Source organism: Dysgonomonas gadei ATCC BAA-286 (genome assembly GCF_000213555.1).
In the GTDB taxonomy this organism is placed as follows: Bacteria; Bacteroidota; Bacteroidia; order Bacteroidales; family Dysgonomonadaceae; genus Dysgonomonas; species Dysgonomonas gadei.
The window spans coordinates 509,327-529,568 of sequence record NZ_GL891980.1; the positions used below are offsets into that span (position 1 = coordinate 509,327).

Below are 20,242 nucleotides of genomic sequence, written 5' to 3' on the forward strand. Positions count from 1 at the left end.
GAATAAATACTCTTTCTGCCCGTTTTCGATGAATAATAGTAGAAATACACCGAATAATATCTTAGCTTTTCAATTTTTTATTTATAACTTTGTTTATAAGAAATGAGGCTGAATATTAGCCTCTTTTTTGTGCCGGTTACAATGGCATGATAATTGTTTATAAGACTATAGTATTAAATTATTCACTTATTGAAAGGAAAATATTATGAACAATGAATTTAAGAAATATGCTACCAAGCATTTAGGTATGAACGGACTAGCTCTAGATAAATATGTAGATATTACAAGCAGCTATATATCACCCACTATCATTGAAGAGCGTCAATTGAATGTTGCTCAGATGGATGTATTCTCCCGACTGATGATGGACAGAATCATCTTCTTAGGGACTCAGATAGACGATTATACTGCTAATGTTATCCAGGCACAGTTGCTTTATCTGGATTCTGCCGATTCCGGTAAAGACATATCAATCTATATCAATTCTCCCGGCGGTTCGGTTTATGCCGGATATGGCATCTACGATACTATGCAGTTTATAAACAGTAATGTTTCTACCATTTGTACAGGTATCGCAGCCTCTATGGCAGCTGTACTGCTTGTAGCAGGAGAAAAAGGCAAGCGTTTTGCTCTGAAACATTCACGCGTGATGATCCATCAGCCTCTGGGCGGCGCGCAGGGACAGGCTTCCGATATCGAAATCACCGCACGCGAAATTGGGAAAATAAAGAAAGAACTATACACCATTATAGCCGATCACTCAGGACAACCGTTCGACAGAGTTGAAAAAGATTCTGACCGTGACTACTGGATGACTTCAGCCGAAGCCAAAGATTATGGTATGGTTGACGAAGTTTTAATTAGAAATAAGTAATAATAAGTAATGAGTTCAAATAACGTATAGAACTCACTACTTATAATTCAATTTATGGCAAAAAAAGAAATAAACCAATGCAGTTTTTGCGGACGAAGCGATAAGGATGTAAACATGCTTATATCCGGTTTGTCCGCAGACATCTGCGATAGCTGTGCCGAACAGGCCTACCAAATCGTAAAAGAAAGCATCGAAGCCAAACAAAAATCTTCGATAGGCATTGACAAAACACAACTGCCTGACCCCAAAAAGATAAAAGAATACCTCGACGGATATATTATCGGACAAGACAACGCCAAACGTTACCTGGCTGTTGCCGTTTACAATCACTACAAACGGATATTACAGGAAAAGAACGATGATATAGAAATAGAGAAATCGAATATTATCCTTGTAGGACCTACCGGTACAGGAAAGACGCTTCTGGCCCGTACAATAGCAAAGATGCTGCACGTACCTTTTGCCATTGTAGACGCAACCGTACTTACCGAAGCCGGATATGTAGGAGAAGACATCGAAAGTATCCTTACACGGCTACTTCAGGCATCGGACTATGATGTAGCATCAGCCGAGAGAGGAATCGTATTCATAGACGAAATAGACAAGATAGCGCGTAAAAGCGACAACCCGTCGATCACCCGTGATGTAAGCGGCGAAGGAGTACAACAGGGATTACTAAAATTACTTGAAGGATCAATTGTGAATGTGCCGCCACAAGGAGGCCGTAAGCATCCTGACCAAAAAATGATCGCTGTAGACACTAAAAACATCCTCTTCATTTGCGGAGGAGCGTTTGACGGCATAGAACGTAAAATTGCCCAACGCCTGAATACTAAAGTAGTAGGATATGCCTCTTCTCTGAAAAACGCAGAAGTAGACAGAGAAAACCTGTTGCAATATGTAGCACCTCAGGATTTAAAATCTTACGGACTGATCCCGGAAATTATCGGCCGTCTGCCGATACTGACATATCTGGATGCACTGGACAGAAGTGCTTTGCGCAGAATTCTTACCGAGCCTAAAAATTCTATAATAAAACAATACATCAAGCTCTTCAATATGGATGACGTAGATCTCACATTCGATGAAGATGTATACGAATTTATTGTAGATAAGGCAGTAGAATATAAGTTAGGAGCAAGAGGATTGCGCTCCATTGTAGAGAATATAATGATGGACGCAATGTTTACCATACCATCTACAAAACAAACGCAATTACACATCACCAAAGACTATGCCGGGGAACAACTCGAGAAGTCACAAATGATAAAACTCAAAAATTCACAATAAAGTTTGTTTTTTTCATAAAAAATAGCCTATTTTAAGTTGGAGATTTAAAATTAGGACTTTATCTTCGTATAACATAATAGCCTATTTTTTTACAAATATGCCTGACCGAAACGATAAACTGACCGTTGCTTTAAAAAAGCATTTTGGCTTTGATAAATTCAAAGGAAACCAAGAGGCAATCATCCAGAATCTTCTGGACGAGAAGGATACTTTTGTCCTGATGCCTACAGGGGGAGGGAAGTCGCTTTGTTACCAGTTACCGGCCTTGTTGATGGAGGGAACGGCTGTTATCATATCACCGCTTATAGCGCTGATGAAGAATCAGGTAGATGCAATGCGCAATTTCAGCGAAGAAGACGGAGTTGCTCATTTTATCAATTCATCACTAAACAAAGCTGCCATAGAACAGGTGAAAGGCGATATCCTTTCTGGTAAAACCAAATTACTCTATGTAGCGCCGGAATCCTTGACCAAAGAAGAAAACATAGATTTTCTTCGACAAATAAAGATTTCGTTTTACGCTATAGATGAAGCACACTGTATATCGGAATGGGGACACGATTTCCGCCCGGAATACAGACGGATACGCCCTATAGTCACCGAGATAGGTAAGCATCCGATTATTGCACTTACCGCTACAGCAACGCCAAAGGTACAACTCGACATCCAGAAGAATCTGGGAATGGTCGATGCCGATGTTTTTAAAGCTTCATTCAACAGGGAAAATCTTTTCTATGAAGTGCGTTCTAAAACGAACAATGTAGACAAGGATATCATAAAATATATCAAGTCGCAGGGGCATAAATCGGGTATTATATATTGCCTGAGCCGCAAAAAGGTAGAAGAATTTGCAGAAATACTGCAAACAAACAATATCAATGCGCTACCCTATCACGCAGGATTAGATGCAAATACGCGCTCAGCAAATCAGGATGCATTTCTGATGGAACAAGTCGATGTAATTGTAGCTACCATTGCATTCGGGATGGGGATAGATAAACCGGATGTAAGGTATGTGATACATTACGACATGCCAAAGAGTCTTGAAGGATATTATCAGGAAACAGGCCGGGCCGGACGCGACGGAGGAGAAGGAAAATGTATTGCCTTCTACTCCTTCAAAGACTTACAGAAACTAGAGAAGTTCATGCAGGGAAAACCTGTTGCCGAACAAGAAATAGGAAAACAACTGCTCCTTGAAACAGCGGCATACGCAGAGACTGCATTATGCAGAAAAAAGGTGCTCCTTCACTATTTCGGTGAAGAATACAAAGTGAGAAATTGTGGAAATTGTGACAATTGTGTAAATCCAAAAAAACAGGTGGAAGCTAAAGATTTATTATTAACAGCTCTGGAAGCTGTAGTTGCGTTAAAAGAAAAATTCAAGACGGATTATGTTATCAATATCCTCAGAGGTAAAGAAACATCCGAAATTGAAACATACGAGCATCAGGATCTGGAAGTGTTCGGCTCCGGAGATGATTCTGATGAAGATACATGGAATGCAGTGATTCGTCAGGCCATTATCGCAGGATATTTTGATAAAGATATTGAAAATTACGGGTTGTTGAAAATTACGAAAAAGGGTAAAGACTTCCTGAAGAAACCTGTATCTTTTAAAATTACGACTGCCGATGAAGAAGACCTGGAAGACGATGACAACATAGATGATGTAGTCGTAAAAGGTGGTGGTGGAGGTTCTGCCGTAGATCCGGTATTATTCTCTATTATGAAAGACCTTCGCAAGAAAATGGCTAAGAATAATAACGTTCCGCCATATGTGATCTTTCAGGATCCATCATTGGAAGCCATGGCAACCATCTACCCTATCACGATGGAGGAATTACAGAATATTCCGGGTGTAGGGGCAGGTAAGGCTAAAAGATACGGAGCCGAATTCCTGCAGATTATAAAGAAACATGTCGAAGAAAACGAGATTGAACGTCCTGAAGATTTACGTGTAAGAACCGTTGCCAACAAGTCGAAGCTAAAGGTTGCCATCGTACAGGCCATCGACAGAAAAGTAGCCTTGGACGATCTGGCAGAATCGAAAGGAATAGATTTTACCGAATTGCTCAATGAAGTTGAAGCAATTGTATATTCAGGTACCAAAATTAATATTGATTATTTCTTGCGTGAGGTAATAGACGAAGATCATCTGGACGATATTTTTCAATATTTTCAGGAAGCAGAATCGGATGATCTGGAAGAAGCGATCAACGAGTTAGGTGAATATTCAGAAGATGAAATCCGTTTGGTCCGTATCAAATTTATATCTGATATGGCAAACTAAAATAATGAAGAAAAAAGCAATCTTTCCGGGAACATTTGATCCCTTTACGATAGGACATCATTCATTGGTAAAACGGTCTCTCGAATTAGTCGATGAGATCGTTATTGCCATTGGGAAGAATGATGCAAAAAAAAGCTATTTCTCTCTTGAACACCGTATAGAGATGATACAATCACTCTATAGAAACGAGCCTCGTATCTCCGTAGAAACTTATGATAGCCTGACCGTAGATTTTGCAAAGACAGTGAAAGCCCATTTTATAGTAAGAGGTATACGTTCGGTTAACGATTTCGAATACGAAAAAACAATTGCCGATATGAACCGGAAGATATCAGGAATAGAAACTTTTATCCTTTTCACTGAACCAGAACTCACACATATTAGTTCTACCATAGTACGCGAGTTATTAAGATTCGGACATGATGTCAGCGAATTTATACCCGAAGGCATGAATCTGAAAACCCGCCAATAGATCTGAATTACACAGAACAATATTCGTATTTTACGAAAACATAAATATAATCAAGATAAATATATATGAAAAGAGTTATTATCGCGGCTCTGTGCTTTCTTACTATTGTGGCTTCTGCCTCTGCCCAATTCAAAATGAGTGAAGGTTCTAAAAAGGTAGCGACAACAATGGCAATTATCGAAAATCTGTATGTAGATGATGTAAATGACCAAAAGCTTGCCGAAGATGCTATTAAGTCTCTTCTGGAGAAGCTGGACCCCCACTCTACCTACATCAGTACAGATGAAGTAAAAGATATGAATGAACCACTCGAGGGTAACTTCGACGGAATCGGAATTTCGTTCAATATGTTAACCGATACGCTTTACGTCATCGAAGCATTACCCGGAGGCCCTTCTGAAAAAGCCGGATTGATGGCCGGGGATAAAATTCTCTATGTAAATGATACGCTTATAGCAGGAGTAAAAAGATCAACCAAATATGTTATGTCGCGTCTCAAAGGTCCTAAAGGAACAAAGGTGGATGTAAAGGTCCTGCGACGTGGTGTACCGGAACTGCTCGATTTTAAAATAACCCGTGCAAAGATACCTGTGTATAGCATTGATGCTTCCTACATGGTAGATAACAATACGGGATATATCCGCATTATCCGATTCGGAGCCACAACTACAAAAGAATTTCAAGACGCCTTAGCTAAATTGAAGAAGGAAGGTATGAAAAACCTCATTCTCGACCTGGAAGGTAACGGTGGAGGATATATGGCTCCCGCGATTGATCTGTCAGATGAATTTCTGAGTAAAGGTAAACTTATTGTTTACACGGAAGGATTGCGTCAACCGAGAAGGGATGAAGTTTCAACTGAAAAAGGAAGTTTCGAAGATGGAAAAGTAGTGATCATGATTAATGAAGGTTCGGCATCGGCCAGTGAAATTTTGTCAGGTGCTGTTCAAGACTGGGACAGAGGTGTGATTGTTGGCCGCCGCAGCTTTGGCAAAGGACTTGTACAAAGACAAATCCCACTCCCTGACGAATCAATGATAAGGTTAACCGTAGCCCGTTACTATACTCCAACAGGACGTTCTATCCAAAAGCCCTATACAAGCGGAGACCTTACATCATATAATATGGACGTGATAGAAAGATACAATAAAGGAGAAATGATGCATGCCGACAGTATTCATTTTCCTGACTCACTAAAGTACACTACACTGATGAATCACAGGACTGTATATGGTGGCGGAGGTATTATGCCTGACTACTTCGTGCCGTTGGATACAACAAATTACACACCATATTTCAGAAGCATTGCCAACAGGGGACTTATCTATAAAGTTGCATATAGTGAAGTAGATAATCACCGTAAAGATATACTGGATGAATATCCTACGAAAGAAGCTTTTCTGAAGAAATACATTGTTCCGCAAAGCCTGCTGGAAAAGATTGTAGTTGCCGGAGAAGAAGAAAAAATTACATATAACGAGGATGAGTTTAACAAGGCTTCGGATTTAATCAGAATGCAACTGAAGATGCTTCTGGCCCGGGATATCTTTGATACGGAAACATCTCTCAGAATATATAACGGATACAGCGAGACATTCAAAAAAGCATATGAGATTATACATGATGATAACCTGTATAACAACTTGCTGAAAGGAAAGAATTGATATTCTATTTATAGTAAAAACGGGTTGTATAATGTATTATGCAACCCGTTTTATTTATCTATGGTATTTAAATATTGAACTTATCTATTGCTTGCTTCAGATAAAAACCGGACTGAAGTTTCTTACTCATTTCAATAACATTCCGTTTCATCTCATTATAATATCCGGGAGTCATAGACGAAAGAATACTATTTATCTCGGTTAGGGAATCAATAGTTATCCCTATTCTATTTTCTTCTATGAAAGGTGCTAACGCCGCATGTTTCCATATAATTACTGGCAAATGGCTTTTGATATAGAATGATACCTTATGCGGAGTATTGTATTTGAGATAAGCGCCGAAACTTCCGGAACATTCATCCATCGAATCACCATCCCAAACAAGGCCGAAATCATCATTATTGGTAAGAATAAAAGTATCACTATCTATATATCCTCTGCAATGGAAATCATTCGTATCGGGAATATCGAATCTATCACCATAGATGTTTAATATAAAGTTTCTTGGAGAAGGGATAAATTCATACAAAAATGCATTTTTTCTCCGGTTCAAAGCTCCGGCATAACAAATTCTATATGAATAATTATCTTCTGATCTGAATTCAGGTTTACGTTCTTCTTTGGATAGAAAATGCCATATATCGAGTGTGTTTATTTTAGCTTTGGCATTATTAGCGATCAGCCAATCTTTCATTTTCTGATTTGTAGCAATGATATAATCCGAATTGTTCAAACGCCCCATTTCCTGTCCCACAGAAATTCTTTTTCGCCGGAAGGAGCCTAAATCGTGTATCAGAGAAATAACTTTAGTATGCTTAAGATGAGCTATTTTACACAACAAAACATAATATTTCTTCGTAGGGTATTGTATAAAGAGGATTCCATTAACAGGCATTACTATGATGCCTTTAATAGTGCCGCTCAGATTACGTATAAAATCTGTTACCTTACTTTGGCTGAAGCTTTGCTTTAATCCAATATTCCGATAACCAAAATCATCTAAAAGTGTCTCAGTGTCTGTGCGGGCATCATTTCCGGCAGACACTCCTTTATAATTTCGTGAAATATAAACTGGTTTCCTTTTATTCATCCGCTAATTACTCTATATATCTTATCTCAGAGAATATGTATATTTCCTAAGATAAAGGTAAGATATATTTTTATAACCCGGAAAGAATGTATAAAAAGTCTGAACCAATAATATCCAGTACAGAGAGCCGGAGTACTTAATGAAACAAAAAAGACTTTATTTAATCTTTTATTTCCTCATATTTTACATATTCCCCTTCATCTTTAGAGAATATCTTTTTATTTGAGCCAGAGGATGCGTGCTCCGACCGTCCCGAAGAAGAGGCGTTATTATTAGAAGTATATCTATTATTGGAAGTATATCCGCTATGTGATGTGGAAGATTTTCCGAAAATAAAAGACGACACTCCTCTAACCACTGATAGCAAAACCATTACTCCAAATATAATTATGGCAAATATTAGAAAAAGTAGAAATGTCATTTTATATAAATTATTAGTTCAGGCCGCAGACCTAATTATTACTTTGATAAGTAAAAGAAATAAGAGTGAGTTATGATCCGATAATATATATCATCAAATACTTTCTTTCATTTACTACCTTGGCAAATATAATACACTGATATTAGATAAAACTAAGAAACAACATGTAAGTTCGATTGTTTCAATTTATTTAACAAGAGTTTATTATCTTAAACAATAATCACAAAAGAGCGGTATGGGTTTCGGTCAGAACTGTATGTTGGAACAATATACTACAACCAATAAGAATAAGAATGATCCCTCCGGCTATATTAATGCGTAGATTACACCTCTGACCGGCCTTACAGCCAAATATAATTCCGAACGAAGATATCATAAAAGTTACCACACCGATAATTAATGCAGGAAGCAGTATCTGTACATTAATCAAGGACAAAGATAACCCCACTGCCGTGGCATCTATACTAGTGGCTACTGCCAGACCAAACATCACTTTAAAATTAAGGGGATTGAATGGAGAACTCTCTTCATCTTTCAAACTGGCAACGATTACTCTTACTCCCAGAAAGCATAAAATACCAAAAGCCACCCAATGATCGAACTGTTCGATATAACGAGCAAATGTAGAACCTACAAACCACCCGAAAACAGTAAGGCTCATCTGTATAAAAGCCAGCATACCGGCTATTTTAAGTACATTTATTGTTTTGTGGTTTCCTATCACAGCCCCACTGGTAAGAGCGATAACTAAACTATCCATCGAAAGGCCCACCGCCAATGCTACAATCTGAATCATATCCATTCAGTTATTTCAGACAAGGACTTACGCTTCTTTTCCGGAGATATACTTTTATCCGAGTCAATATAGCCAAGCGGGAATATGGCGATAGGTTCGAGATTCGGGGATAAGTTCAGTACCTCTATCAATACATCCGGGTTAAAATTACATATCCAGCATGTACCTAAGCCGATCTCCGCTGCTGCAAGACAAACATGTTCTGCTGCAATAGCAGCATCTACATCTCCGAAATCTTTATTATCCGATGTTGTTCTTTTCCACGACATGGAAGAGTCTTTACACACTACAATATGTACCGGAGCAGATTTAAACCATTCTCTGTTGTATGACTCCTGTATGCAGGATATCACAGATTGATTACGGATGATGAAAAACTTCCATGGCTGATTATTACAGGCAGAAGGTGCCAGCCTTGCACATTCGAGAATGTAATTGATCTTATCTTCCTCTACAGCGCGGGAAAGATAAGTCCTGACCGAATAGCGACTTTCGATGAGTTCTTTTAGTTTCATTAGTGATCTTATAGTTGCAAAAAATGCCGGTATTCTTAGAAGCTGTTTGAATTATATTGCCTGCCTGCTTTGAGCTGTTTTAAGATAGATTTTTAGTCTTTTTATCACAGGTTTAGCGGGCTAAACCAAGAGAAAAAGGTTAAAAAGATGCTTAAAAGAGCCAAACAGAGGCTGGCAAAGGTAATTAAAAACTTATTTTTTATTTGTTCCGGTATAATTCAAACAGCTTCTTACATCGGCATTTCAGATTTATAGTTCTTCTGTTATCTTATAATCGTTCCTGACAGTCGAATTTCGGGAGACAATCTCACCCAAAAATCCGGCGAGAAATAATTGCGTACCCAATAACATCATAGTCAAAGCAATATAAAAATACGGGGAATTTGTTACCAGCGGATGCGGAATACCATTACTGATAGCGTATAATTTATTCGCACCAACAATAACTACCGCTATAAAGCCCAGCAGGAACATAACCGTCCCCCACAATCCGAAAAAGTGCATTGGCTTACGTCCGAATACGGAAAGAAACCAAAGTGTAAGCAGATCCAAATAACCGTTTACAAAGCGGCTAAGACCTGCAAATTTACTCTTGCCATATTTACGGGCCTGATGATGTACGGCCTTCTCCCCTATTTTATTAAATCCGGCTATCTTAGCCAGATAAGGAATATAACGATGCATATCGTTGTATACCTCTATACTTTTTATGACTTCTTTCCGGTACGATTTCAATCCGCAATTAAAGTCATGCAATTTCACTCCCGATACCTTACGGGCTGTTGCATTAAATAACTTGGTAGGCAAAGTTTTGGACAACGGGTCGTAACGCTTCTTTTTCCATCCCGATACCAAATCGTAGCCATCTTCTTTTATCATTTTATATAATGCAGGAATTTCATCCGGACTATCCTGCATATCTGCATCCATCGTGATCACAACATCTCCCTCTGCTTTCTGAAAGGCACAATGAAGCGCAGGAGATTTTCCGTAATTTCGTCTAAACCGTATTGCTTTTATTTCAGGGGAAGTTTTCTTGATAGTGCTTATAACATCCCACGACCGATCGGTACTGCCATCATCTACAAAGATTACTTCATATGAATACCCGTTCTCATCCATTACCCGCTTTATCCACGTGTATAGTTCCGGAAGAGATTCTTCTTCATTCAGCAACGGTATTACAACAGATATGTCCATCGGGATACTACTAATTAAAAGCCTAAGGCCGATTGTTATTCATATTACTTGTACTATTTACAAGAAAGCTCATAAGAAAACCAAGAACTACCCCTAATATCATATTACCGATAAACTCGGAGATAATATATAACGGTTTTCCTGTAACGATATAAAGGTATATTTCTTTCTGATCGGGCTGGAGATTGCGCATTTTATCTACCATAGCGATAAAAGGTGCTGTCATCTTCATAAAGAATCCCGGGTCGATAAATTTATAATGAGCGTACATGATCCCAGCCTCGAAAAAAGAGGCAAAGAAACAAATCAGCACGACAAAAAAGACACACGACCATATACCTTTTGGTTTATCCGGCTCCGAACCTTTAAATTTAAAGGTAAAAATATAAATAAGCAGAAATGTACCGACATTCAATAGATAGAATATATAAATAAACACATGATCGGAGAATCCGGCACCTATCTTAAACATATATTTAAACATCCAGAACAGCCCCAGAATAGCCCCATAATGCATGGCATACCTAAGTAACGATGTTCCTCTCTCCTTTATATCCGTACTATCGATCATTGTGCTACAAATGTAAGAAATTTGTTTAAAACAAATAAGTGTAAATCCTCCGATTTACACTTATTTCATTTATTAGTTTGCTGTCTTTTCTTCTTTTACCGTTAAATCCAGCGGCTCTTTTACTTTCTCTTTTAGCAGAGCTATATCCAGAACCTGCTTTATATCATCCACATAGTGGAAAGTCAACCCTTTCAGATAAAGCGGCTTAATTTCATCGATATCTTTCTTATTTTCTTTACAAAGAATTATATCTTTTATTCCGGCACGTTTAGCTGCCAGTATTTTTTCGCGGATACCTCCCACCGGCAATACTTTACCCCGTAAAGTAATTTCTCCGGTCATAGCGAGGTTTGCTTTCACTCTGCGTTGAGTAAAGGCCGAAGCCAGAGACGTTACCATAGTAATACCTGCCGACGGGCCGTCTTTTGGAATAGCTCCTTCAGGCACATGAACATGAACATTCCAGTTATCAAAAACTTTTTCGTCGATACCGAAATACTGAGAATGAGAATGGAGGTATTCCAATGCCAATACGGCAGATTCTTTCATCACATCACCCAGATTTCCGGTAAGAGTGAGTTTTCCTCCTTTACCTTTGCTCAGGGATGTCTCAATAAAGAGTATCTCACCTCCAACCGATGTCCAGGCGAGCCCTGTAACCACTCCTGCATAACCATTGCCCTGATACTGATCCCGGGTATATTCTATGGCGCCGAGATATTCGTGTAAATCTTCAGGTTCGATAATCTTCTTATATCCTTCTTCCGAAGCTACCTTACGGGCAACTTTGCGCATCACTTTGGCTATCTTCTTATCCAATTCGCGTACCCCGGATTCACGTGTATAATTTTCAACAATCTTTTCAATTGTCTTTTTCGGAATATCAATTACATCCTTAGCCAATCCATGATTTTCCATTTGTTTGGGAATCAGGTGGCGGCGGGCTATCTCTACTTTTTCTTCAATGATATAACCGCTTACATCAATCAATTCCATACGGTCGAGTAACGGCTGGGAAATTGTAGACAGATTATTAGCTGTAGCAATAAACATTACTTTCGACAGGTCATAATCTATATTCAGGTAATTATCGTGGAACGCAGAATTCTGTTCGGGATCGAGGACTTCGAGTAATGCAGAAGAGGGATCTCCTTTAAAATCACTTCCGATCTTATCTACTTCATCCAGCACAAACACAGGGTTTGACGAACCGGCTTTCAATATATTCTGAATAATACGCCCCGGCATAGCTCCGATATATGTACGACGGTGGCCGCGTATTTCCGATTCATCGTGTAATCCGCCGAACGAAACACGCACGTAATTACGGTTCAGGGCTTTTGCGATAGATTTACCCAATGATGTTTTACCTACTCCCGGAGGGCCGTAAAGACAAATTATAGGTGATTTCAAATCTCCTTTCAGCTTTAACACAGCCAGGTGCTCGATTATACGCTCTTTCACCTTCTCCAAACCAAAATGATCCTGATCAAGGACTTTCTGAGCATTCTTCAGATTGAAATTATCTTTCGTATATTCGTTCCAAGGCAAGTCGAGTAATGTTTCTATGTATGTGAATTGAGTGGAATAATCAGGAGACTGCGGATGCAGACGTTCCAATTTGCTCATTTCTTTCTCAAATGTCTGAGCAGCTTCTTTGTTCCATTTCTTCTTCTGTCCACGTTGTCTGAATTCATCCAGATCGGCCTGCTGAGGATTTCCTCCCAACTCGTCCTGAATAGTCTTGATTTGCTGTTGCAGGAAATACTCTTTTTGCTGCTGGTTCAACTCCTCACGTGTTTTCATCTGAATATTGAGTTTCATCTCCATCATCTGAGTCTCACGATTGAGGATAACAAGCAGACGATAAGCACGTTCCTTATCATCGTCAATATCCAGCAGACTTTGTTTTTCCGTACCGGACACAGGCAAGTTGGCACAACAATAGTTCACCAAAAGCGGAGATACCACATCAGATTTCAGCCGTTGTATAAATTCTTTCGGCGGTTCACCGTACATACGCAGCATCTGTATTGTCATATCCCTTATAGAGTCTAACAATGCTTTGTATTCTGTATCGTTTTTAAGGACAGGTAGAGTTTCACGTATTTCGTAATGCCCTTTGAGAAAAGGTTCTGTTTGTGTCAATTCTGTCAGTCGGAAACGTTTCTTTCCTTGAAAAATGACAGTCACATTTTCATCATCCGGCAACTCTATCACACGTATAATCTCACCGATCACACCCATAGAATACAAGTCGGCAATTTCCGGATCATCATTTTCTGCGTCCTTTTGGCAGACTAAGCCGACATATTTTCCTTTCAGCCGGTTTACACTCTTTATCAGCTTCAACGATTTTTTCCGGGCAACTGCAATTGGCATACTCGTTCCCGGAAAAATCACCGTATTACGAAGAGGCAAAATTGGCAATTCTTCTTTCAGATCTTTCTCGTTTATATAGCAATCCCCATCATCGAAGTCATTGGCTATAATTGAAATAACCGGTTCATTACTTTCGTTTAGATGAAGAAAATCTCTCTTTTTATTAGACATATTATCCTTTTATTTAAACTTGGATTTACCCCCTCCTCTGTAAGGGGCTGTAAAAATACAGAATTATAATTAACTTTGTTTTTAATATATAACAAAATTTGTGCCATAATGGATTTCAATATTTGCCTTTATAGTATTTCAAGATTAAAGCGGACAAAACATGCCCAATCCCTATTTCAAGTTTAAGCGATTCACTGTATACCACGACTTATGTGCCATGAAGGTAGGCACCGATGGAGTATTGCTTGGCGGATGGATAAATGTTAGTGAGGCCGAGAAAGCTCTCGACATAGGTACAGGCACGGGTTTGGTAGCCTTAATGCTTGCTCAGAGGAAGGACAAACTTCACATAGATGCCATCGATATCGACCACTATGCAATAGAGCAGGCAAAAGAAAATATAAAACAGTCACCTTTCTCTGATCAAATACAGGCTTTCGAATCTTCGCTTCAGCATTTCAGGGAATCCAGGCAACAGTATGACTTAATCGTTTCTAACCCGCCATTCTTTATTCAATCATTAAAATCACCACATAAAGAACGGACATTAGCCCGCCATACCGACAGCTTATCTTTAGAAGAATTATTAGAGATTTCCGCGGTCTTATTAACAAGTAAAGGCAAACTGTCCATTATATATCCGTCCGAACATAAAGAAACTCTATTTTCTTTATCTAAAAAGCTTGAACTGTATCCTTCGCGCATTACTAACGTATACCCTACTCCGGTGTCCTTGCCTAAACGGATACTGATCGAATTTTCAAAAACAGAATTGCCATTAATCGAAAACAACTTGATCATAGAAAAGGAAAGGCATGTATATTCTGATGAATTTACGGAATTAGTACAAGACTTTTATTTGAAGATGTAACCCATAACAAGCAGGCTATATACATCATTTACACAACTTTGTGCTGCCATTTAGCATACTTGAGATACAAGAACGAAAACAACAACAAGCCTCCCCAATATACATATTCTACAGTCCAGCATACCGCTACAGATGCCGATTTATATATCACTATCCAATACATATAAAGGACATATGACACCAGTGTTATTATTTCGAGCTGCAAAGCAGCACGAGTGTTTCCTGTACCCGAAATAGAATTGAATATCACGGTACTCAGGCTGCAAATAGGCAGAGCAAACACTACAACCAACAAAGGTGTAACCGACTCGGGTATCAATGATACATCTTCGTGCGAAGCTATCAATGATATCCAGAATTCAGCGCCAAGGCCGGTTACCAACATTACAACAAGGATAACCCCGAGACTAAGCGAGCAAATTCTTTTGATAAGAGGTATTACGTCTTTTATCTTACCTGCCCCCATCGTATTGCCTACAAGTGTATTGGCTGTAGTTGCAAAAGCATTCATCGGAATAAAGAAAAGCATATAGAAACTACGTACAATATTTGTAATAGCCAATGCACGTGGAGAATGCTGTTCAATTGCCATAAAGAATATGAACCATGTGGACATGGATATTAAATACTGAACCATCGTAAAAGATGAAATGTTCAGGATACTCTTTACAATAGAGAACCTGAATCGCATTTTCATAAAACCGTATTTCTTGAGGTCTACAGTCTTCAATGTGTATATTACAAAGAACAGTACCGATGCTATTTCCGATATTACGGCTGCAATACCTGCACCTTCTATTCCAAGTTCGGGGAAACCGAATTTACCGAATATGAGAACATAGTCCCCTATAAAATTGACCACCGCCATTACTACGGCATTCATTGTCAACACAGGTGTACGTGCGATACCGACATAAAAAGCCCTGAACATGACATTTATAGAAGCAAAGAAAAAGCCATAGATACGCCACGAGAGGTAAGAATGCACTGCCTCATAAACTTTTTCCGATTCCATGAAACGGGGAAGAACATATTCGCTCAACAGGGAGGAACCCATAAATAGCATCAAAGCAATAAGCTCCAGAAAAATCATACCCTGAATAACAATACTTCCAATCTTGTTATAATTCTTCTCACCATTACGGCGGCTTATCATTATCTGGCCTCCAATACTGAATCCGAAACAAAGCGTAAAAAAGGCGATATAATAAATCCCGGCCAACCCGGAGGCACTTTGCTCAACCTCTCCTACCCTTCCCAGAAAGATGGTAGCAGTAATCTGAACAATATTCTGAGCAAGCAAGCCTAACATTATAGGCAAACTTACTTTCCATATATCTTTGTATGAATACATAATCCGGGCCGATAGCTATTAGCGCATAGCTATTAGCATCTTTAAAATGTCAGTTTTATTTAATTAGTTTGTTTGTTTTTGTATCAGGAAATGCAACCCATGGCTTGAAAGCCTTAGCTTCCTCAAAGTCCATATATGCATATGACATGATGATAACAATATCTCCGGGCTGAACCTTTCGGGCAGCTGCGCCATTGAGGCAGATAGCCCCCGAACCTCGTTTTCCTTTTATAATATAAGTTTCGAGACGCTCTCCATTATTATTATTTACAATCTGAACCTTCTCACCTTCAATCAGGTTTACAGCATCCATCAGATCTTCATCTATCGTGATACTTCCTATATAATTCAAGTTGGCTTCGGTTACAGTAACACGATGTAACTTCGATTTTACAACCTCTATAATCATTTTGTGTTCTCTTAATTTTGGCTATCCGCCTTGTATATAATATTATCTATCAATCGCACTTCGCCACAAAATATGGCGATGCAACCCACTATATAATCGCCATCCTTCCAATCTGACACCGACTGTAAAGTATAACCATCCACAATTTCGTAATATTCAACTTTCAGTTCGGCAAAAGAGTCCAATGTTGTCACCACTTTCTTTATCACCTCCCCTACAGAACTACCCTTTATCCACTCCCTACTTTCTGCAAGAACCCTGGATATATTCACCGCCAGATCTTTCTGAGCAGCAGTCAATCGTTCGTTACGGCTGCTTAGCGCAAGCCCGCTGGCTTCCCTCACAATAGGCATTGGGACAATATTGACATTCAGCTTTAACTGTTTCACCATCTCACGTATGATAGCCAATTGCTGAAAATCTTTTTCTCCGAAATATGCCCTGTCCGGCTTCACTATATAGAACAGGCGGCTTACCACCTGGGCAACTCCGTTAAAATGGCCCGGACGATGTTCGCCCTCCATCACTTTATCAAGTTGTCCGAAATCAAATTGACGTGTATCCGGCTCCGGATAAACCTCATCTACAGAGGGAGCAAAAATTACACCAACTCCTATCGATTTCAGATATCCACAGTCCCGTTCCAAATTTCTCGGATATTTTTCAAGATCTTCCTTATTGTTAAACTGGGTAGGGTTTACAAAGATGCTCACAATGCACACATCGTTGTCGGCAATACATTGTTTCACCAAAGAGAGATGTCCCTCGTGCAAAGCCCCCATAGTGGGAACCAGACCAATCGTTTTACCTTCCGAACGCAAGGCTGTAACTTTGTCACACACGCCCTGAGTTGTTTTAATCAAATCCATTTATTCACATCAATAAAAAACGGATACAAAGCAAGTAAATATTTATGGATTGGCGAAACAATCCATGATTTTTGTTCTGCAATTTAACGTATAAAACACGTCGAAATACGACTCATCCCCCGTAAAAAGAGAGAATTCAACATTTTGTGAAGCAAAGTTTGCAAAAAAGAAGATTTTTTTTTATTATCTTTGTACTCTCAATCGAATTCAGAAGAGAGTAAATTAAATGGGTACAAAAAAAGTTTTATACATCACACAGGAGATAACGCCTTATCTGCCTGATTCACCAATTGCAACAAATTGTAGATACTTACCTCAAGCTATACAAGAAAAAGGACAGGAAATCAGGACATTTATGCCCAAATTCGGAAGCATAAATGAGAGACGCAATCAACTTCACGAAGTGATACGGCTTTCGGGCATGAATCTAATCATCGATGATACCGATCACCCCCTAATCATCAAAGTGGCGTCTATACAAGCCGCCCGGATGCAAATCTATTTCATAGACAATGAAGACTACTTTAAACGTAAGCATACAATAGCTGACGATAAGGATGTAGAATTCAGTGATAATGATGAGCGGAGCATTTTCTATGTAAGGGGAGTTTTGGAAACAATTAAAAAATTACGTTGGATACCGGATGTGATAGATTGTCATGGATGGATGACCGCTCTGACCGGGCTATACATAAAAACAGCTTATGCAGACGACCCTTGCTTCAAAAACTCGAAAATAGTATATTCTTTATACAATGATGACTTTAAGCAACCATTCAGTAATAAATTTATTGACAAGCTGAAATTTGACGGAATAAAAGATAAAGACGTGGAAGCCCTAAAAGGTGTTGTAGATTACGAAACACTTTCTAACTTTGCCGTAAAATATGCAGATGGCATTATCCAAAGTGAAGAAAATGTGAATAATAACGTTCTTGACAACATAAATAAATCAGGAAAAAAATTTCTTTCTTATCCGGGTAATTTAGACGTTTCTGTAGATGCCATCAATAATTTTTACGAGAATCTTTAAAGTATCTAAAATAAATATAGAAAAATGCTGTTTTATTTCTTGAGAATAGCATTTTTTTGGATATTTGAACCCCAAATTGAATTTAACAATAGTTTGAATGAAAATTAAAACATTATTGATTCTGGCAATCACTCTTTCCACGCTAACATTTGTGGCTTGTGATGATGACCTGACCTCCCTTGGTAGCAGTATACAACCCGGCGGTGACGATATATTCGTAGGATCCGATACACTTAGCCTTACAGCTGTAACCCGTTCGTTTAACGATTCAGTATATGCGCGTACCGTATATGGCTTACTAGGAGAATATACTGATCCTATCTTCGGAAAAATAAAATCCGATTACTTATGTGAGTTCTACTGTGCAGAAAATTCTGCATTTGCAGACCCGTACAAGAAGGGAATAACCATTGATTCGGTCAGACTTAATACAGAGTTTACATATTTTACAGGAGACACCGTATCGCCTATGGGATTATCAGTATACGAAGTCACAAAACCACTGAAGGCATTTTTCTTCACAAGTGTAAATCCTGAGAATTATTGCGATATGCAAAAGTTGCTGGGACAAAGTATTTTCTCTATACAGGATGTTCCCGACACTATCATCAGCAGTACCAGAATCAGAACTATTTCAACCAATCTCAATTTGGAACTGGGGCAGCGTTTTTATAACGAATGGGAAGATTCCGACGGCGCCACTTTCAAAAACTCCAATACCCTGAAAGAATTCTTTAAAGGTGTATATGTAACCACTAATTTCGGTTCGGGCAGTATTATTAATGTAGATTATACAGAGTTTGACATCCATTATACATATCAGATGAAGAACGTGGCAAATACAGCCGACTCTGCCGTAGCTGGTATATTCAGGCTTCCGGTTACACCTGAGGTTATACAGATGAATCATGTTAAGAATTCACCTCCGGCCGGTATGATCACAGAGGGACCTGCAGAAAAGACGTATATGAATACCCCTGCGGGACTATACACTGAAGTGACCATTCCATTAGATGCTATAGTAAATGCAGCAGTAGCAGGCGCAGGTAAAGATGCGGTTATCAACGCTGCAAACTTTAAAATGCTCGGAAATACAGAAGAGGAAGCTAAATCGGGCCTGAGCAGGCCGTCGGACATCCTGTTTATAAATAAAGACTCACTCCCGAATTTCTTCTATAACAGAAAATTGCACGATGCTCAAACCAGTTTTGTGACGACCCGTTCCACCACCAACAATTCATATGACTTCGGAAACCTGGCAAGTGTAATCAATCACTATGCTAAATATTATAAGGAGAAGGGGGTATCGCCTCTCCCTGACTTGAAATATCTCGTTATTCCGGTAACAGCTACATATACGCAAACCACGAACTCGAGCGGATATACAGTGAATGTGATAACGGATCTATACAATCAGATGTTCCCTACATCGGCCATCTTAAGAACCGAGCCGAAGGATATGAAAATGTCTATTATATACAGTAAATACTGATAGTACAAAACAGATAACAGAATATAACCGTGTCTGCAAAACAGATAAGAAATACAGCTAAAGTACTGCTCTTATTATATATAGGATACTTTAGCTGTGTTTCTTATTTTATACATACACATATCTACAACGGGGTAGTATATGTCCATTCCCACCCCTACAATAAGTTTGCAAAAGATGCAGACGACAACCAAACACCGCCTTTTGAAACCCATCACCATACATCGGCGGGTTTCTTTACTTTCAATCAGTTATCAAATCTTGCTTCGTTCGAAGCATTGGAGAATAATAATATAGGCGAAATAATCCAGCCTGTACAAATTGTTGCGTATGAACAACTCTCTCCACAAATAGTTACAACTCCTGTTGTAGCTTACTTCAGTCTCAGGGCACCACCCCGGTTATCTTAATCTTTAATAATAATATTTCTGCGATTCAGGAAATATAATTCAGGATTGATACGACTCCGTATTCA

The 20,242-nt window shown here is 38.9% G+C and carries 19 protein-coding genes; 9 read left to right on the forward strand and 10 right to left on the reverse strand.

What is annotated here, in order from left to right; all coding sequences use genetic code 11:
- Positions 1 to 205: 205 nt before the first annotated feature.
- The 5 genes from clpP (at position 206) to HMPREF9455_RS06120 (ending at position 6,593) form a co-directional block, all read left to right on the forward strand.
- A complete protein-coding gene (gene clpP / locus HMPREF9455_RS06100) occupies positions 206 to 874 on the forward strand; it encodes an ATP-dependent Clp endopeptidase proteolytic subunit ClpP (RefSeq protein ID WP_006798750.1) in 669 nt (222 codons plus the stop codon).
- 54 nt (positions 875 to 928) lie between these two features.
- Positions 929 to 2,164, forward strand: coding sequence for an ATP-dependent Clp protease ATP-binding subunit ClpX (gene clpX, locus HMPREF9455_RS06105; RefSeq protein WP_006798751.1), 1,236 nt, complete (start codon positions 929 to 931; stop codon positions 2,162 to 2,164).
- Between the two features lie 97 nt (positions 2,165 to 2,261).
- Positions 2,262 to 4,457, forward strand: coding sequence for a DNA helicase RecQ (gene recQ, locus HMPREF9455_RS06110; protein ID WP_006798752.1), 2,196 nt, complete (start codon positions 2,262 to 2,264; stop codon positions 4,455 to 4,457).
- Between the two features lie 4 nt (positions 4,458 to 4,461).
- Positions 4,462 to 4,929: a pantetheine-phosphate adenylyltransferase gene (gene coaD, locus HMPREF9455_RS06115; RefSeq protein ID WP_006798753.1), complete on the forward strand. Its 468-nt coding sequence runs from the start codon at positions 4,462 to 4,464 to the stop codon at positions 4,927 to 4,929.
- Between the two features lie 65 nt (positions 4,930 to 4,994).
- Positions 4,995 to 6,593: a S41 family peptidase gene (locus HMPREF9455_RS06120; RefSeq protein ID WP_006798754.1), complete on the forward strand. Its 1,599-nt coding sequence runs from the start codon at positions 4,995 to 4,997 to the stop codon at positions 6,591 to 6,593.
- Positions 6,594 to 6,660: 67 nt separating this feature from the next.
- On the opposite strand, the gene HMPREF9455_RS06125 is transcribed toward HMPREF9455_RS06120, so the two are convergent.
- The 7 genes from HMPREF9455_RS06125 to lon all read right to left on the reverse strand — a co-directional run bounded on the left by HMPREF9455_RS06125 (position 6,661) and on the right by lon (position 13,739).
- Positions 6,661 to 7,683: a glycosyltransferase gene (locus HMPREF9455_RS06125; protein WP_006798755.1), complete on the reverse strand. Its 1,023-nt coding sequence runs from the start codon at positions 7,681 to 7,683 to the stop codon at positions 6,661 to 6,663.
- A 160-nt stretch (positions 7,684 to 7,843) separates the two neighbouring features.
- Complete coding sequence (locus tag HMPREF9455_RS06130; RefSeq protein WP_006798756.1) at positions 7,844 to 8,104, reverse strand: DUF4834 family protein; 261 nt, start codon at positions 8,102 to 8,104, stop codon at positions 7,844 to 7,846.
- Between the two features lie 220 nt (positions 8,105 to 8,324).
- Positions 8,325 to 8,900: a manganese efflux pump MntP gene (locus HMPREF9455_RS06135; RefSeq protein ID WP_006798757.1), complete on the reverse strand. Its 576-nt coding sequence runs from the start codon at positions 8,898 to 8,900 to the stop codon at positions 8,325 to 8,327.
- The gene (locus HMPREF9455_RS06140; protein ID WP_006798758.1) at positions 8,897 to 9,415 is read right to left on the reverse strand and encodes a nitroreductase family protein; all 519 of its coding nucleotides are present in this window, start codon (positions 9,413 to 9,415) and stop codon (positions 8,897 to 8,899) included. Before HMPREF9455_RS06140 ends, HMPREF9455_RS06135 begins: the two co-directional genes overlap by 4 nt.
- 249 nt (positions 9,416 to 9,664) lie before the next feature.
- Positions 9,665 to 10,615, reverse strand: coding sequence for a glycosyltransferase family 2 protein (locus HMPREF9455_RS06145; protein WP_006798759.1), 951 nt, complete (start codon positions 10,613 to 10,615; stop codon positions 9,665 to 9,667).
- A gap of 22 nt (positions 10,616 to 10,637) precedes the next feature.
- Positions 10,638 to 11,186, reverse strand: a complete 549-nt coding sequence (locus tag HMPREF9455_RS06150) for a DUF4199 domain-containing protein (protein ID WP_006798760.1) — start codon at positions 11,184 to 11,186, stop codon at positions 10,638 to 10,640.
- Between the two features lie 72 nt (positions 11,187 to 11,258).
- Positions 11,259 to 13,739 carry an endopeptidase La gene (lon, locus tag HMPREF9455_RS06155; RefSeq protein ID WP_006798761.1) on the reverse strand — a complete coding sequence of 827 codons (2,481 nt, stop codon included), beginning with the start codon at positions 13,737 to 13,739 and terminating at the stop codon, positions 11,259 to 11,261.
- A 160-nt stretch (positions 13,740 to 13,899) separates the two neighbouring features.
- On the opposite strand from lon, the gene HMPREF9455_RS06160 reads away from it, so the two are divergent.
- The gene (locus HMPREF9455_RS06160; protein ID WP_006798762.1) at positions 13,900 to 14,610 is read left to right on the forward strand and encodes a tRNA1(Val) (adenine(37)-N6)-methyltransferase; all 711 of its coding nucleotides are present in this window, start codon (positions 13,900 to 13,902) and stop codon (positions 14,608 to 14,610) included.
- Between the two features lie 28 nt (positions 14,611 to 14,638).
- Here the strand turns inward: HMPREF9455_RS06160 and HMPREF9455_RS06165 are convergent, their stop codons facing one another.
- The 3 genes from HMPREF9455_RS06165 to panC are packed head-to-tail and all read right to left on the reverse strand — an operon-like array spanning position 14,639 to position 17,242.
- Complete coding sequence (locus HMPREF9455_RS06165; RefSeq protein WP_044215489.1) at positions 14,639 to 15,964, reverse strand: MATE family efflux transporter; 1,326 nt, start codon at positions 15,962 to 15,964, stop codon at positions 14,639 to 14,641.
- Positions 15,965 to 16,019: 55 nt separating this feature from the next.
- On the reverse strand, positions 16,020 to 16,373 hold the full coding sequence (gene panD / locus HMPREF9455_RS06170; protein WP_006798764.1) for an aspartate 1-decarboxylase: 354 nt from the start codon (positions 16,371 to 16,373) through the stop codon (positions 16,020 to 16,022).
- Positions 16,374 to 16,384: 11 nt separating this feature from the next.
- The gene (gene panC / locus HMPREF9455_RS06175) at positions 16,385 to 17,242 is read right to left on the reverse strand and encodes a pantoate--beta-alanine ligase (protein WP_006798765.1); all 858 of its coding nucleotides are present in this window, start codon (positions 17,240 to 17,242) and stop codon (positions 16,385 to 16,387) included.
- A gap of 226 nt (positions 17,243 to 17,468) precedes the next feature.
- On the opposite strand from panC, the gene HMPREF9455_RS06180 reads away from it, so the two are divergent.
- From HMPREF9455_RS06180 to HMPREF9455_RS06190, 3 genes are all read left to right on the forward strand, one after another.
- Positions 17,469 to 18,275 carry a glycogen/starch synthase gene (locus HMPREF9455_RS06180; protein ID WP_006798766.1) on the forward strand — a complete coding sequence of 269 codons (807 nt, stop codon included), beginning with the start codon at positions 17,469 to 17,471 and terminating at the stop codon, positions 18,273 to 18,275.
- Positions 18,276 to 18,372: 97 nt separating this feature from the next.
- On the forward strand, positions 18,373 to 19,767 hold the full coding sequence (locus HMPREF9455_RS06185) for a DUF4270 domain-containing protein (RefSeq protein WP_006798767.1): 1,395 nt from the start codon (positions 18,373 to 18,375) through the stop codon (positions 19,765 to 19,767).
- A gap of 29 nt (positions 19,768 to 19,796) precedes the next feature.
- Positions 19,797 to 20,177 carry a hypothetical protein gene (locus HMPREF9455_RS06190; protein ID WP_006798768.1) on the forward strand — a complete coding sequence of 127 codons (381 nt, stop codon included), beginning with the start codon at positions 19,797 to 19,799 and terminating at the stop codon, positions 20,175 to 20,177.
- The last annotated feature ends 65 nt before the right edge of the window (positions 20,178 to 20,242 follow it).